This window comes from Streptomyces sp. LE64 (assembly GCF_052606915.1).
Genome location: NZ_CP199708.1, coordinates 1,243,838 through 1,257,637, shown reverse-complemented (window position 1 = coordinate 1,257,637; position 13,800 = coordinate 1,243,838). Strand labels below are relative to the sequence as shown.

The 13,800-nt window shown below is 75.1% G+C and carries 13 protein-coding genes; 10 read left to right on the top strand and 3 right to left on the bottom strand.

All coding sequences use genetic code 11. The features are described from left to right. Positions 1-20 precede the first annotated feature (20 nt). Both ACSMX9_RS05615 and ACSMX9_RS05610 read left to right on the top strand, forming a co-directional pair. Complete coding sequence (locus ACSMX9_RS05615) at positions 21-1,220, top strand: hypothetical protein (RefSeq protein ID WP_445400439.1); 1,200 nt, start codon at positions 21-23, stop codon at positions 1,218-1,220. Between the two features lie 75 nt (positions 1,221-1,295). Next, positions 1,296-2,438 (top strand): glycosyltransferase family 4 protein, encoded by a 1,143-nt coding sequence (locus ACSMX9_RS05610; RefSeq protein ID WP_445400437.1) that lies wholly within the window; start codon positions 1,296-1,298, stop codon positions 2,436-2,438. Positions 2,439-2,446: 8 nt separating this feature from the next. Here the strand turns inward: ACSMX9_RS05610 and ACSMX9_RS05605 are convergent, their stop codons facing one another. After that, on the bottom strand, positions 2,447-3,193 hold the full coding sequence (locus ACSMX9_RS05605) for an ABC transporter permease (RefSeq protein WP_445400435.1): 747 nt from the start codon (positions 3,191-3,193) through the stop codon (positions 2,447-2,449). After that, positions 3,190-3,927 carry an ABC transporter ATP-binding protein gene (locus tag ACSMX9_RS05600; protein ID WP_445400433.1) on the bottom strand — a complete coding sequence of 246 codons (738 nt, stop codon included), beginning with the start codon at positions 3,925-3,927 and terminating at the stop codon, positions 3,190-3,192. The genes ACSMX9_RS05605 and ACSMX9_RS05600 overlap by 4 nt, the downstream gene beginning before the upstream one ends. Before the next feature lie 113 nt (positions 3,928-4,040). Between ACSMX9_RS05600 and ACSMX9_RS05595 the strand changes: the two genes are divergently transcribed. The 6 genes from ACSMX9_RS05595 to ACSMX9_RS05570 all read left to right on the top strand — a co-directional run bounded on the left by ACSMX9_RS05595 (position 4,041) and on the right by ACSMX9_RS05570 (position 10,268). Next, positions 4,041-5,273: a sensor histidine kinase gene (locus ACSMX9_RS05595; protein ID WP_445400431.1), complete on the top strand. Its 1,233-nt coding sequence runs from the start codon at positions 4,041-4,043 to the stop codon at positions 5,271-5,273. Next, positions 5,274-5,930, top strand: a complete 657-nt coding sequence (locus ACSMX9_RS05590; protein WP_445400429.1) for a response regulator — start codon at positions 5,274-5,276, stop codon at positions 5,928-5,930. It abuts the gene before it with no gap. Positions 5,931-6,193: 263 nt separating this feature from the next. Further along, entirely contained in the window at positions 6,194-7,090 is an 897-nt protein-coding gene (locus ACSMX9_RS05585; protein WP_445402904.1) for an endonuclease/exonuclease/phosphatase family protein, read from the top strand. 67 nt (positions 7,091-7,157) lie between these two features. Beyond that, positions 7,158-7,877 (top strand): two-component system response regulator CseB, encoded by a 720-nt coding sequence (gene cseB / locus ACSMX9_RS05580; protein WP_445400427.1) that lies wholly within the window; start codon positions 7,158-7,160, stop codon positions 7,875-7,877. Between the two features lie 5 nt (positions 7,878-7,882). Beyond that, the gene (locus ACSMX9_RS05575) at positions 7,883-9,133 is read left to right on the top strand and encodes a sensor histidine kinase (protein WP_445400425.1); all 1,251 of its coding nucleotides are present in this window, start codon (positions 7,883-7,885) and stop codon (positions 9,131-9,133) included. 232 nt (positions 9,134-9,365) lie between these two features. After that, positions 9,366-10,268, top strand: a complete 903-nt coding sequence (locus tag ACSMX9_RS05570) for a D-alanyl-D-alanine carboxypeptidase family protein (protein WP_445402903.1) — start codon at positions 9,366-9,368, stop codon at positions 10,266-10,268. Between the two features lie 6 nt (positions 10,269-10,274). Here ACSMX9_RS05570 and ACSMX9_RS05565 read toward each other — a convergent pair whose 3' ends face one another. Next, positions 10,275-12,092 carry an AMP-dependent synthetase/ligase gene (locus tag ACSMX9_RS05565; RefSeq protein WP_445400423.1) on the bottom strand — a complete coding sequence of 606 codons (1,818 nt, stop codon included), beginning with the start codon at positions 12,090-12,092 and terminating at the stop codon, positions 10,275-10,277. 332 nt (positions 12,093-12,424) lie between these two features. Between ACSMX9_RS05565 and ACSMX9_RS05560 the strand changes: the two genes are divergently transcribed. Then, on the top strand, positions 12,425-13,216 hold the full coding sequence (locus tag ACSMX9_RS05560) for a metallophosphoesterase family protein (protein WP_445400421.1): 792 nt from the start codon (positions 12,425-12,427) through the stop codon (positions 13,214-13,216). Between the two features lie 137 nt (positions 13,217-13,353). Next, on the top strand, positions 13,354-13,791 hold the full coding sequence (locus tag ACSMX9_RS05555; RefSeq protein WP_366114453.1) for an SRPBCC family protein: 438 nt from the start codon (positions 13,354-13,356) through the stop codon (positions 13,789-13,791). Positions 13,792-13,800 lie beyond the last annotated feature (9 nt).

Genomic DNA, 13,800 nt, shown 5'->3' with positions numbered 1-13,800 from the left:
CCGCCCCGTACCCTCGGGGCATGGCGGAAGGACCAGCGGGCGTGCGGCGCCGCGGCGTGCTGCGCGCCACCGGGCTCGCGCTGCTCGCCGCGCCCCTCGGCTGCGCCGCCCGCGCCCCGGCCGCCCTCGACGCCGCCGGGGCGCAGCGGTTGCTCGACCGGCGCGCCCGGGAACTCCTCGACCCGGCCCGGGGCGCACGTCCCGCCGACCCGTTCTCCGCCCGGCTCGCCCGGGTGCCGCTCCGCTCCTGGACCTACCGGGTGACCTCGGTCAGCACCGACGCCACCGGGGAGCGCGCCACGCTCCGCGCCGACCTCGACCACCGGATCGCCGGCCACGACCCGGCACCCGTCACCAGCGCCCGCACCCTCGCCCTGCGCCGCGGCCCCGACCGCTGGCACGTCACCGCGGAGCGCCCCGCCCCCGGCGCCCGCCCCGGACTGTGGGACCACGGACCGGTCGACGTCGTGCACGGCACCCGCACCCTGGTCCTCGGCACGGCCCGGGGCGAGGAGCACCGCACCGAACTGACCCGCCTCGCCGCGCTCGCCGACCGGGCGGTGGAGGAGGTCGGCACGGCCTGGGACGAGGACTGGACGCGTCGGCTGCTGGTGGTGGTGCCCGGCTCGCCGGAGGCGATGGCGGCGCTGCTCGGGGAACCGGCCGCCGGCTACCGGGGGATCGCCGCGGTCACCACCGGCCGCCGCGGGCCCGGCCCCGCCGACCGGATCGTCGTCAACCCCGAGGCGTACCGGGAGCTGAGCGCGTTCGGCCGCCGGATCGTCCTCACCCACGAGGCCACCCACGTGGCGACCCGCGCCCGCACCTCGGCACGGACCCCGATGTGGCTCTCCGAGGGGTACGCGGACTGGGCGGCCCACCGGGCCGAACCCGCCGGCCCCGCCCTGCGGCAGCGGGCGCCCGCCCTGGCCCGGGCGGTACGGGACGGACGCGCGCCCGAGCGGCTGCCCACCGACGCCGACTTCGGGTTCGGCAACGACCCCGAGCGGCTCGCCCGCGCCTACGAGGGCGCCTGGCTCGCCTGCCGCCTGGTCGCCGACCACTGGGGCCGGCCCCGGTTGAACGCCCTGTACCGCGCCGTCGACGCCGCCCGGCCCGGCGCGGGGGCCGCCGAGGCGGTGCTGGGCGAGGTGCTCGGGGTGACGGCCGCGGAGTTCACCGCCCGGTGGCGGGCCCGACTCCTGCGCGACCTGGGTTGATGCCGGACGGCCGACCCGGGCCGAGCCGGTGGTCGGGGCGCCTTCGCCCGGCCGGGTCCAGTACTGTCGGCCTCGATGCGAAAGACCCTGATCGTCACGAACGACTTCCCGCCCCGCCCCGGTGGCATCCAGGCGTTCCTGCACAACATGGCCCTGCGGCTGGACCCCGACCGGATCGTCGTCTACGCCTCCACCTGGAAGCGCGGGCGCGAGGGGGCCGAAGCCACCGCGGCCTTCGACGCGGAGCAGCCCTTCACCGTCGTCCGCGACCGCACCACCATGCTGCTGCCCACCCCCCGGGTCACCCGCCGGGCCGCCCGGCTGCTACGCGAGCACGACTGCGCCTCGGTGTGGTTCGGCGCCGCCGCCCCGCTCGGCCTGATGGCGCCCGCGCTGCGCGCCGCCGGCGCCCGGCGCCTGGTCGCCACCACCCACGGCCACGAGGCGGGCTGGGCGCAACTGCCCGCCGCCCGGCAACTGCTGCGCCGGATCGGCGAGTCCACCGACACCCTCACCTACCTCGGCGAGTACACCCGCTCCCGGATCGCCGGCGCCCTCACCCCCGCCGCGGCCGGCCGGATGGTCCAACTCCCGCCCGGGGTCGACGAGAAGACCTTCCATCCCGACTCGGGCGGCGACCTGGTGCGGGAGCGGCTGGGCCTGGCCGACCGCCCGGTGGTGGTCTGCGTCTCCCGGCTGGTGCCCCGCAAGGGCCAGGACACCTTGATCGAGGCGATGCCCCGGGTGCTGGCCGCCGTCCCGGACGCGGTGCTGCTGGTGGTCGGCGGCGGGCCCTACGAGCCGGACCTGCGCCGTCTCGCCACCACGACCGGGGTGGCCGACTCGGTGCGCTTCACCGGTGCGGTGCCCTGGTCCGAACTGCCCGCCCACTACGGCGCCGGCGACGTGTTCGCGATGCCCTGCCGCACCCGTCGCGGCGGCCTGGACGTCGAAGGGCTCGGGATCGTCTACCTGGAGGCGTCGGCCACCGGGCTCCCCGTGATCGCCGGGGACTCCGGCGGCGCCCCGGACGCCGTGTTGGACGGCGAGACGGGCTGGGTGGTGCCGGGCGGACGGCCCGAGGAGACCGCAGACCGGATCGTGGCCCTGCTCGACGACCCGGAGCTGCGCCGGCGGATGGGGGAGCGCGGCCGGGCCTGGGTCGAGGAGCGCTGGCGTTGGGACCTGCTCGCCGAGCGGCTGCGGGAACTGCTCTGACCGGCCGGTCAGCGCACGTCCCGGTGGCGCAGCGCCAGATGCCCGGCGAGGAGCGCGGCGAGCGCCCACAGGGCCAGGATTCCGGTGCCCTGCCAGGGCCCGTAGGCGCGGGGGACGAACGGGTCCTCGGGCACACCGGCCATGTGCATGATGAACGAACCCGCCGCGTCCGGGAGGAACTGCGTCACCGTCCGGACCCGGGGCACATTGCCGAGCCCCTGCGAACCCAACAGCAACAAGGGCACCAGCAGCCCCAACGCCCGGCCCGGGGTCCGCACCACGGTGGCCACCCCGAACGCGAACAGCCCGATGAGCACCAGGTAGAGCCAGGCCCCCACGGCCGCCCGGTACGTATGGGGATCGCCCCACCCGACGCCCTGCGGCCCCAGCGCCCACTGGCCCGCCACGAACGCCACCACCACGGTGACCAGCGAGACCACCGCCAGCACCGCCGTCACCGCCGCCGCCTTGGCCGCGTGGAACCGGCCGCGGTCGGGGACCGCGAGCAGTGCGGTGCGCACCGTGCCCGTCGCGTACTCGCCGCCGATGACGAGCACCCCGAACACCACCAGCGCCACCTGGGCCAGGGTCAGTCCGTAGTAGCTGGCGAAGATCGGGTCGAAGGGGGTCTGCCCCCGCAGGGCGCGTCCGAAGACCACCGCACCCGCCCCACCGACCGCCACCGTGGCGAGCAGGCTCGACGGGACCGCCCGCACGGTGCGCATCTTCGTCAGTTCGGCACGGAACGCACTCATCGCCGCACCTCCGGTCCGCCCCGGTACTCCACCGCACCGGCCGTCAGCTCCAGCACGGCCTCCTCCAGCGAACCTCCGCCGCCCCGGGCGACCACCTCCTCGACCGGACCGTCGGCCAGCAGCCGCCCCCGCCCGATGACCAGCAGGTGGTCCGCGGTCAGCTCCATCTCGGTGAGCAGATGGCTGGAGACCAGGACCGTGCGGCCCTCGGCGGCCAGGCCCCGGAGCAGCCCCCGCAACCAGCGGACGCCCTGCGGGTCCAGGCCGTTGACCGGCTCGTCCAGGACCAGCACCGGGGGATCGCCGAGCAGGGCGCCGGCGAGCCCCAACCGCTGCGCCATCCCCAGGGAGAACCCGCCGGTGCGCCGGTGCCCCGCGTCGGCCAGCCCGACCAGGTCCAACACCTCGTCCACCCGGCGGGCCGGGATGTCGTTGCTGTGCGCCTGCCACAACAGGTGGTGCCGCGCCCGCCGTCCGCCGTGCAGGGCGGCGGCGTCCAACAGGGCCCCGATCCGGTGCAGCGGCCGGGACAGCTCCCGGTAGGGCCGTCCGTCGATCATGGCCCGCCCCGAGGTGGGCCGGTCCAGGCCCAACAGCATCCGCAAGGTGGTGGACTTGCCCGCCCCGTTGGGGCCCACGAAGCCGGTCACCCGACCCGGGGCGACGGTGAAGGACAGGTCGTCGACCGCGACCCGGGGCCCGTACCTCTTGGAGAGGTTCCGTACGTCGATCATGGCATCGACGCTAGGGGCCGGCCCCGCCCCGGCACCGTCGCCGGAAGTGGGCGGGGCCGGTCCTCCTTGGTGGACGTGGCGCCGGCCCGGCCCTCCGGCCTACGCTGCTGCCCATGATCCGGCCGCCCTCCGCCGTCCTCCGTGTGCTCGGCGCCCTCCTCGTGGCGGCGGTGGACACCGTACTGGTGCTGGCCGCCCATCCGGGGGCGGTCCCCTGGTGGGTCGCGGCCTGCGGGTACGCACTGTTGGCCGTCGGCGGCCGGCGGGCGCCGATCGCGGTCTTCACCGTCGTGCTGGCCCTCTTCGCCGCCCTCTCCGCGGCGTACGCGGTGCTGCTGTGGAGCGGCTACCGGGCCGGGCGGGCCTGCGCCACGCGGGCCGGCGACGCGGTCGTCCTGGGCACGGTGTGCGGAGGGCTCGCGGCGCAGTTGGTGGTGGCGCCCGCCGGCGCCGGAGCCGCCCCGATCGTCACCGGCTACCTGGTGTTCGTCGCGATGCCCCTGCTGGTCGGCCGTCACCAGGCCCAGCACGAGCTGCTGGTGGCCGCCCTGTCCCAGCGCAACCGACAACTCGTCCGCCGTCAGGAACTCCTCGCCGAGCGGGAACGACTGGCCGAACGGCTGCGGATCGCCCGGGACATGCACGACGCGCTGGGCCAACGGCTCGGCCTGGTCTCCGTGCAGGCCGCCGCCCTGGAGGTGGCCGATCCGCCCGCCGAGCACCGGGAGGCGATCGGCCGCCTGGCGCGCGCCACCCGGGCCGCGGTGGACGAACTGCACGAGCTGGTCGGCGCGCTGCGCGGCCACGAGGAACCGGCGCCGGCCGCGCGGGACGCCGGGACGGCCGCTCTCGCCGCTCTCGCCGCGGAGTTCCGCGAGGCCGGCGTCCCGGTCGAACTCTCCTGCACCGGCGAGCCGGCGGAGCTGACCGAGGAGGGGTGGCGGGCCGCCCACCGGGTGGTGCAGGAGGGGCTGACCAACGCGGTCAAGCACGCCCCCGGCCGGGCCGTGACGGTGTCCCTGGCGTGGGAGGGCGATGCGGCCCTGCTCACCGTCCTCAGCCGGGGCCCGCTCCGGGCCCCGTCCCCGGCGGGGACCGCCGGCCACGGGCTGGCCGGGCTCCGCGAACGGGTGCACGGGGTCGGCGGGCTGCTCGACCACGGCCCGGTGCCGGAGGGCTTCCGCCTCTGGGCCATGCTGCCCGCGCGGCAGGAGGACGGACCCGAGCCCGCCGCGGGGCCCGGTGGGCCGGGCGGGCGTCCGGTCCGGCTCGCGGTCCAGGGCCTCGCCGCCGGCCTCCTGCTGTTCGTCCTGGTGCCCGGCTGCATGCTGGTGGGGGTGGGCTGAGTGATCCGGGTGTTGATCGCCGACGACGAACCGCTGATCGCGGCCGGCATCGAGACCGTCCTCGGCTCCGCCCCGGACATCGAGGTCATCGGGGTCGCGGGCGACGGCAGCACCGCCGTGGACGCCGTGGTGCGCCACCGGCCGGACGTGGCGCTGCTGGACGTCGTCATGCCGGTGCTCGGCGGCTTGGACGCGGCGGCCCGCATCCGCGACCGTGCGCCGGACACCCGGTGCGTGCTGCTGACGGCCTTCGGCACCCGGCCCCACGTCCTGGCGGCCCTGGGGCACGGGGCGGCCGGTTACGTGCTCAAGAACTGCGAACCGGGGGAGCTGCTCCGGGCGGTGCGCGCGGCCCACGCCGGGGACGCCTTCCTGTCCCCCCGGGTGACCCGGCTGCTGCTGGACACGGTCGGCGTCGAACGGGTCGCCCGCCACCAGGACGCGGCCGACCGCCTGGCCCGGCTCACCGCCCGCGAGGCGGAGGTGCTGGGGCTGGTCGCCGAAGGGCTCTCCAACGCCCAGATCGCCCGCCGGCTGCGGATGACGGAGCTGACCATCAAGACCTACGTGAGCCGGGTGCTGACCAAGCTGGACTGCGTCAACCGGGTGCAGGCCGCGCTGGTGCACCGCGACGCGCACCCCGGCGCCCGCCCCTGACCCGCCACCGGCGCCGTCGAAACACGTCCGCAACACAGCCGCGCGGTGCCCGAAGCGGAGCCCAGACCGGCCGGAAGCCCGCCTCCCGCAGGCTGGGGCGCACACCCGGTCCCGGGTGCACCCCGACCCGAAAGGGACGTACCGTGCTCAGTCCGCCGGGCTCCCCGCCGAAGAGTGCCGACACCGCCCCGTCGCCGGCGGCCCCCGCCCCGGCGCCCGCCGGACCGTCCCCGGCCGCGCGCCCCGACCGCCGCGGCGGGTGGCTGGTCGTGCTCGCCCTGCTCTGCACCGCACCGCTGGTCCTCCACGCCCACCTGCCCAACCGGGTCGGCAACCTGGGCAGCCTGGTGCAGACGCTGCTGCCCTGGGTCGGGCTGGGCGTGCCGGTGCTGCTGGCCCTGTCCCTCGGGCTGCGCTCCCGACGGGGGGCGGCGGCGGCGCTGCTGCCCGCCGTGGTGTGGGCGGCCCTCTTCACCGGCGAACTCACCGACCGCTCCGGCGCCCGGGGCGGCACCGGCACCCTCACCGTGCTCAGCCACAACGTCGACGAGGACAACCCCGAGCCGGTGCGCACCGCCCGGGCCCTGGCCGCGGCCGGCGCCGATCTGCTCGCCCTGGAGGAACTGCCCCGGGACCCCTCGGTCTACGTGCGTGAACTGGCCGCCTACCCGTACCACCGGGTGCACGGCGGGGTCGGGCTGTGGAGCCGGTACCGGCTCACCGACGTCGCCCCGGTGGAGATCATGCCGTGGACCCGTGCCGTGCGGGCCACCGTCCACACCCCGAAGGGACCGGTCGCGGTGTACGCCGCCCACCTCGCCTCGGTGCGGGTCAGCCCCTCCACCGGCTTCACCACCGGACGCCGCGACGAGGCGGGCCGGTTGCTCGCCGAGGCGGTGCGCGCCGAGCCGCTGGACCGGGTCGTGGTCCTCGGCGACTTCAACGGCACCCATCGGGACCGGGCACTGGCACCGCTCACCTCCGGGTTGCGCTCCGCGCAGCGGGAGGCCGGCGACGGCTTCGGCTTCACCTGGCCCGCCGCGTTCCCGGTGGTCCGCATCGACGACGTCCTGGTCCGCGGCCTCGCCCCGCAGGCGTCCTGGACCCTGCCCGCCACCGGAAGCGACCACCTCCCGGTGGCCGCCGCCCTCCGGCCGTGACCGCGCCCGCCCCGACCGGATGGCTACCATGCGTAGGACGAACCGACCGTACGACCAGGAAGAAGCCGTGCCCCCAGCCCGAGTCCCGGACCCCGTCAACGTGCTGCTGGTGGAGGACGACGCCACCATCCGCCGCGGCGTCCAGCTCGCCCTGGAACGGTACGGCTACCGGGTCGCCGTCGCCGCGGACGGGCTCGCCGGGCTGGAAGCCTTCCGCAGCGGCGGGCACGACCTGCTGATCCTCGACGTGATGCTGCCCGAGCTCGACGGCATCGGGGTGTGCCGCCGGGTCCGGGAGGAGAGCCTCGTCCCGATCCTGATGATGTCCGCGCGCGGCGACTCCCTCGACGTGGTCGCCGGGCTGGAGGCCGGCGCCGACGACTACGTGGTCAAACCGGTCGACACCGCCGTCCTGGTGGCCCGCATCCGGACCCTGCTGCGCCGCGCCGCCTTCCAGCCGCCCGCCCCGTCCGACGCGGTGCCCGAGCCGGAGCCCGGGGACACCCTGGTCTTCGGTGACCTGAGCGTGGACACCCGCGGCCTGGAGGTCCGGGTGGACGGCCGCACGGTCCCGCTGACCCCCACCGAACTGCGGCTGCTGCTGGAGTTCGTCTCGGCGCCCGGTGCGGTCCTCGACCGGCGCCGGCTGCTGCGCGAGGTCTGGGACTACGGCTGGGAGGGCGACACCCGGGTCGTCGACCTGTGCGTGCTGCGGCTGCGGAAGAAGATCGGCAGCGGGCGCATCGAGACGGTCCGCGGCTTCGGCTACAAGCTCGTCCGCGGCTGACCGCCGTGCTCCCGCCCCCCTTCCGCAGTCTGCGCTTCAAGATCGCCGCCCTGACCACGGCGGCCTGCTGCGCGGTCGCCGCGGTGGTCGGCGTGCTGATCCGCGACGCCGCCCACGACCGTTCCATGAGGCTGCTGCTCGACCAGGTCAAGGACCGGCTGGTCGAGGCGGAGGAGGAGTACGAAGACACCGGACGGGTGAAGCCGCCGGTGATCGAGTGGGACCCGGCCGAACTGCCGGCCCCGCTCGCCCGCTCCCTCGCCGAGGACACCTCCCGGGGCGGCGGCGTCGGCCTCTGGTACGACGTCGATCCGCCCAACTGGTACTGGATGTGGGGCGCCGTCGACGTCGGGGACCGGATGCTCGTCTACCGGTTGGACATGAGCCGGGAGGAACGCAACCGTCAACTCCTGGACCGGCGCATCCTCTTCTCGCTGTTCGCCGCGCTCGCCGTGGTGGTGCCGCTGGCCGCCCTGGCCACCGAGCCGGTCAACCGGCGGCTGCGCTACGGGGCGCGCACCGCCCGGATCATCGCCGACGGCGACCTCGACGCCCGGATCGGCCGACCGGGCCGGGCTCGCGACGAGATCACCGAGATGTCCGCGGCCGTGGACGAGATGGCCGCGGCGCTCCAGCGCAAGCTGGAGGACGAGCGCCGCTTCACCGCCGACGTCGCCCATGAACTGCGCACCCCGCTGATGGGCCTGGCGACCGCCGCCGGGCTGCTGCGCGAGGACGACGAGGCGACCGCCTTGGTCCGGGACCGGGTGCGGGCGTTGACCGCGCTGGTCGAGGACCTGCTGGAGATCTCCCGACTGGACGCGGGCGCCGAACGCGCCCGCCCGGACCGGGTGCCGCTCGGCGAGTTCGTCGCCGACGTGGTGCGGCGCACCGGCCCGGAGGAGGCCGTCCGGCCGCGGGTCACCCTCCGGGACCCGGCGGTGGTGGAGACCGATCCGCGGCGGGTGGAACGGATCGTGGTCAACCTGGTCGCCAACGCCCACCGGCACGGTGCGGAGCCCGTCGAGGTGACCGTCGCCGGCACCCGGATCACCGTGCGCGACCACGGGCCGGGGTTCCCCGCCGAGCTGTTGGAGCACGGGCCGCAGCGGTTCCGCACCGGGGCCAGCGAGCGGGGCCGCGGACACGGGCTCGGGCTGACCGTCGCCCGGGGCCAGGCCGGGGTGCTCGGGGCCCGGCTCACCTTCGCCAACGCCCCGGACGGCGGCGCGGTCGCCACCCTCGACCTGGCCTGAACCGCCCGGCGGCCCGGCCGAAACGGAACCGCAACCCGGTCACGCGGTGACCGAAACGGTGTCGAACCGGCCCGGAAGACCCCCTCCCCGAGGCTGTGGGGGTGCGAACGACGCACCCCCACCGCCCGCTTCCCGGAGGTCCTCCGTGTTCCCCGACCACAGTCATCCGCGCGTGTCCCGCCGGGGCGTCTGGCGCCCCCTGTTGACGGCCCTGCTCGCCGCGGCCGTCCTGATGGCCGGCACCGTCGCCTGGCTGGTGCTGGACACCGGAGGCCCGTCCGCCGCCGCCCCCCGCACCCCCGGGGCCCCGCCGGTGGCCGCGGCGGCCGACGGGCTGGACCTGCCCTGGCCCGCCGAGGGGCAGGCCAGCATCAGCGTGGAGGGCGTGGGCAGCCTCGGCTCCCGGGGCTCCCGGACCCCGGTGCCGATCGCCAGCGTCACCAAGGTCATGACCGCCCACGTCCTGCTCCGGGAGCACCCGATGCGCCCCGGCGAGGACGGCGCCGACATCGTCGCCGACCAGCGGGCCGCCGACGAGTCGTACTCCGGCACCGAGTCGACCGTCCCGGTCGAGGCCGGGCGGACCTACAGCCAGCGGGAGCTGCTGGAGTACCTGATGGTGGGTTCCGCCAACAACGTCGCCCGTCTGTTGGCCCGTTGGGACGCGGGCGACGAGCGGGCCTTCGTCGCCAAGATGAACGCCGCCGCCCGGGAACTCGGCCTCGCCGACACCACCTACACCGGTCCCAGCGGGCTGGAGGCCACCACCACCAGCACCGCAGCCGACCAACTCCGCCTGGCCCGGGCCGCCATGGAGGACCCGGTCTTCCGCGAGGTGGTGGCGGTCCGGGAGGTCACCGCGCCCGGGGTCCGGGTGGCCAACACCAACAAGCTGCTGGGACGGCACGGGGTGATCGGCCTCAAGACCGGCTCGTCCACGCCGGCCGGCGGGAACCTGGTGTGGGCGGTGCGCCAGGAGGTGGCCGGAGTGCCCCGACTGGTCCTCGGGGTGGTCCTCGGCCAACGGGCCGGCAGCAACCCGATCGCCGGCGGTGCCGCCGCCACCGCGGTCAGCGAGGACCTGGTCCGCGCGGTGCGCGAGGCCCTGCCCGACCTGGTGGCCGGGCGGAGCTGAGGACCGTCACCGCTGGTAGATGGCCTCGACCTCGTCCGCGAAGTCCCGTGCGACGACGTTCCGCTTCAGCTTCAGCGAGGGGGTCAGATGTCCGGTCTCCTCGGTGAACTGCCCGGGCAGGACGCGGAACTTGCGGACCGACTCGGCCTTGGACACCGCCGCGTTGCCGTCGTCCACGGCGCGCTGGATCGCGGCCAGCAGCTCGGGGTCCTCGCGCAGCGAGGCGGGTGTGGCGTCGGCGGGCTTGCCGTGGGCACGGGCCCAGCGGCCCAGGAACTCCTCGTCCAGCGTGATCAGTGCCCCGACGAAGGGGCGCCCGTCGCCGACCACCATGCACTCCGCGACCAGGGCGTGGGCCCGGATGCGGTCCTCGATCACCGCGGGGGCGACGTTCTTGCCGCCGGCGGTGACGATGATCTCCTTCTTGCGGCCGGTGATCCGCAGGTAGCCGTCCTCGTCCAGGGTGCCGATGTCCCCGGTGTGGAACCAGCCGTCGCGCAGCGCCTCGGCGGTCGCGGCCTCGTCGTTCCAGTACCCGGTGAACAGGTGCTCGCCGTGCAGCAGCACCTCGCCGTCGTCGGCGATGCGGACCACCGAACCGGGCAGCGGCTGCCCCACCGTGCCGATCTTCTGCCGGTCCCACGGGTTGAAGGTGGTGGCCGCGCAGGTCTCGGTGAGGCCGTACCCCTCCAGCACGCTGAAGCCGATGCCGCGGAAGAAGTGTCCGAGCCGCTCGCCGAGCGGGGCGCCGCCCGAGATGGCGTACTCGCCGCGCCCGCCGAGCACCGCCCGCAGCTTGCCGTAGACGAGCTTGTCGAAGACCTTGTGCTTGATCCGCAGCCCCAGGGAGGGGCCGCCGGTGTCCCGGGCGCGGCTGTAGGCGATGGCCGTGGCGGCGGCCCGGTCGAAGATCTTTCCCTTGCCGTCCGCCTGCGCCTTGGCCCGGGCGCCGTTGTAGACCTTCTCGAAGACCCGGGGCACGCCGAGGATCAAGGTGGGCCGGAAGGAGGCGAGTTCGTCGGTGAGCTGACGGATGTCCGGTACGCAGCCCAGCCGGATCGGGGCCATCATCGGCGCGATCTGCACCATGCGGCCGAAGACGTGCGCCAGCGGGAGGAACAGCAGGATCGAGCACTCGCCGGTGCGGAACAGGGGCCGCAGCCGCGCCACGACGTTGCCGCACTCGGCGAGGAAGCTGCGGTGGGTCAGCACACAGCCCTTGGGGCGCCCCGTGGTGCCGGAGGTGTAGATGATGGTGGCGGGGTCGTCGGCCTTTGCGTGGCCACCCCGCTCGGCGACGAGCGCGTCCCCGTCCGCGAGGTCGGCGCCGAGCCGCCCGAGCTCCGCGATCGCGCCGTTGCCCCCGGGCTCCGCGAGGTCGATCTGCCAGACGTGGCGCAGCAGGGGGAGGCGCTCGCGCACCGAGGCCACCGCCGCCGCGTGCGCGTCCTGTTCGACGATGCAGGCCACCGCACCGGCATCGGCGAGGATCCACTCGATCTGCTCCGGCGAGCTGGTCTCGTAGACCGGGACGCTGACGGCGCCCGCGCTCCAGATCGCGAAGTCCAGCAGCGTCCACTCGTAGCGGGTGCGCGACATCAGGGCGACCCGGTCCCCGGCGGCCACCCCGGCTGCGATCAGGCCCTTGGCCGCGGACTCCACCTCGGCCAGGAACTCGCGCGCCGTCACGTCCTGCCAGGCGCCGTCCGCCTTGCGGGCGATCACCGCCACCTCGGAGTGCCGGGCGGCGTTTCTCCGAACGATGTCCGTCAGGTTGCCGTCCGTCGGGACCTCGTACAGGGCCGGAAGGCTGAACTCGCGCAAGGCTGCTGCTCCTCATAGGGCGCCGGCGCCACGACGGTGTGTCGCTGCGACGGTCCGGTCACGGCTCGGCATGTGCCCCCGGGTCCCTCACCGGCTCCGCGACCGGGTGCGGCACGCGGACGCCGGGCTCGGAGCGCGGTGGCACGGCAGGACGGCCCGGACGTTACCGACCGGTACGAACCTCCGATAGAGGGTTCCGGCCAGATGTTCGTTGCGTCACATCCCGGCGCGTTCCTTTGCGCACAGTAGTCCACCCTGTTTCCGACTGGGAAGTAACCGCAGGTCCGGCACCCTCTACCCACCTTCGTCCGGCCCACCCTAGGGTGATCCCCATGGCTGCCGTCCCTCCGCGAACCCGCCACGCCCGCATCCACGTCGTGAGCGACGTGCACGGCAACGTCCGTGACCTGGCCCGGGCGGGGGAGGGTGCCGACGCCCTCGTCTGCCTCGGTGACCTGCTGCTCTTCCTCGACTACGCCGACCCCGCCCGCGGGATCTTCGCCGAACTCTTCGGCGAGGCCAACGCCCGTCGACTGATCGCCCTGCGCACCGCCCGCCGCTTCGCGGAGGCCCGGGCCCTCGCGCGCGGGCTGTGGGAGGGCGTCGACCACGACACCGTCGTGGTGGGCGCCGTGCGCAAGCAGTACGCAGAACTGTTCGCGGCCCTCCCCACTCCTACGTACGCCACCTACGGCAACGTCGACCTGCCGGACCTCTGGCCCGAGTACGCCCGCCCCGGGACGACCGTCCTGGACGGGGAGCGGGTGGAGATCGCAGGCCGGACCTTCGGCTTCGTCGGCGGCGGCCTCCCCAGCCACCTGCGCACCCCCTACGAGGTCCCCGAGGAGGAGTACGCGGCCAAGGTCGAGGCCCTCGGCGAGGTGGACGTGCTGTGCAGTCACATCCCGCCCGACGTGCCCGAGTTGCTCTACGACACGGTGCCGCGACGCTTCGAGCGGGGCAGCCGGGCCCTGCTCGACGCGATCCGCCGCACCCGCCCCCGCTACGCCCTCTTCGGCCATGTGCACCAACCCCTCGCCCCGCGCATGCGGATCGGCGCCACGGAGTGCGTGAACGTCGGGCACTTCGCCCGCACCGGACGGCCCTGGGTGCTCCGGTGGTGACCCGTCCGGCGGCCGGGCCGCGCCGGTCCGGGGTCGGGAACGGCCGGTCAGCGCTCCGCGGTAGCCTTCATCCCTGATCCCGCGCGTGGCACACGCGCACCCCGCACCCACCGACCGCATCGGGAGGAGCCACGGCGATGGCGGAGTACACCAGTTCGAGCATCAGGATCGAGGCCGCTCCGGCCGACGTCATGGCCGTGATCGCCGACTTCGCCCGCTACCCGGACTGGACCGGCGAGGTGAAGGAGGCCCAGGTGCTGGCCACCGACCCGGAGGGCCGCGCCGAACAGGTGCGGCTGGTCATGGACGCGGGCGCGATCAAGGACGACCAGACCCTCGGCTACACCTGGCACGGGGAGCACGAGGTGAGCTGGACCCTGGTGAAGTCGCAGATGCTGCGCTCCCTGGACGGCTCCTACCTGCTGAAGGACGTCGGCGACGCGGCCACCGAGGTCACCTACCAACTGACCGTCGACGTCAAGATCCCCATGCTCGGGATGATCAAGCGCAAGGCCGAGAAGGTCATCATCGACCGGGCCCTGGCCGGACTCAAGAAGCGCGTCGAGTCCGACTGACCCGCCGCC

Bases quoted from the DNA above. Each gene is read 5' to 3' on its own strand.
- ACSMX9_RS05615 (WP_445400439.1), top strand. From the start codon at position 21: ATGGCGGAAGGACCAGCGGGCGTGCGGCGCCGCGGCGTGCTGCGCGCC.
- ACSMX9_RS05610 (WP_445400437.1), top strand. From the start codon at position 1,296: ATGCGAAAGACCCTGATCGTCACGAACGACTTCCCGCCCCGCCCCGGT.
- ACSMX9_RS05605 (WP_445400435.1), bottom strand. From the start codon at position 3,193: ATGAGTGCGTTCCGTGCCGAACTGACGAAGATGCGCACCGTGCGGGCG.
- ACSMX9_RS05600 (WP_445400433.1), bottom strand. From the start codon at position 3,927: ATGATCGACGTACGGAACCTCTCCAAGAGGTACGGGCCCCGGGTCGCG.
- ACSMX9_RS05595 (WP_445400431.1), top strand. From the start codon at position 4,041: ATGATCCGGCCGCCCTCCGCCGTCCTCCGTGTGCTCGGCGCCCTCCTC.
- ACSMX9_RS05570 (WP_445402903.1), top strand. From the start codon at position 9,366: ATGGCCGGCACCGTCGCCTGGCTGGTGCTGGACACCGGAGGCCCGTCC.
- ACSMX9_RS05560 (WP_445400421.1), top strand. From the start codon at position 12,425: ATGGCTGCCGTCCCTCCGCGAACCCGCCACGCCCGCATCCACGTCGTG.
- ACSMX9_RS05555 (WP_366114453.1), top strand. From the start codon at position 13,354: ATGGCGGAGTACACCAGTTCGAGCATCAGGATCGAGGCCGCTCCGGCC.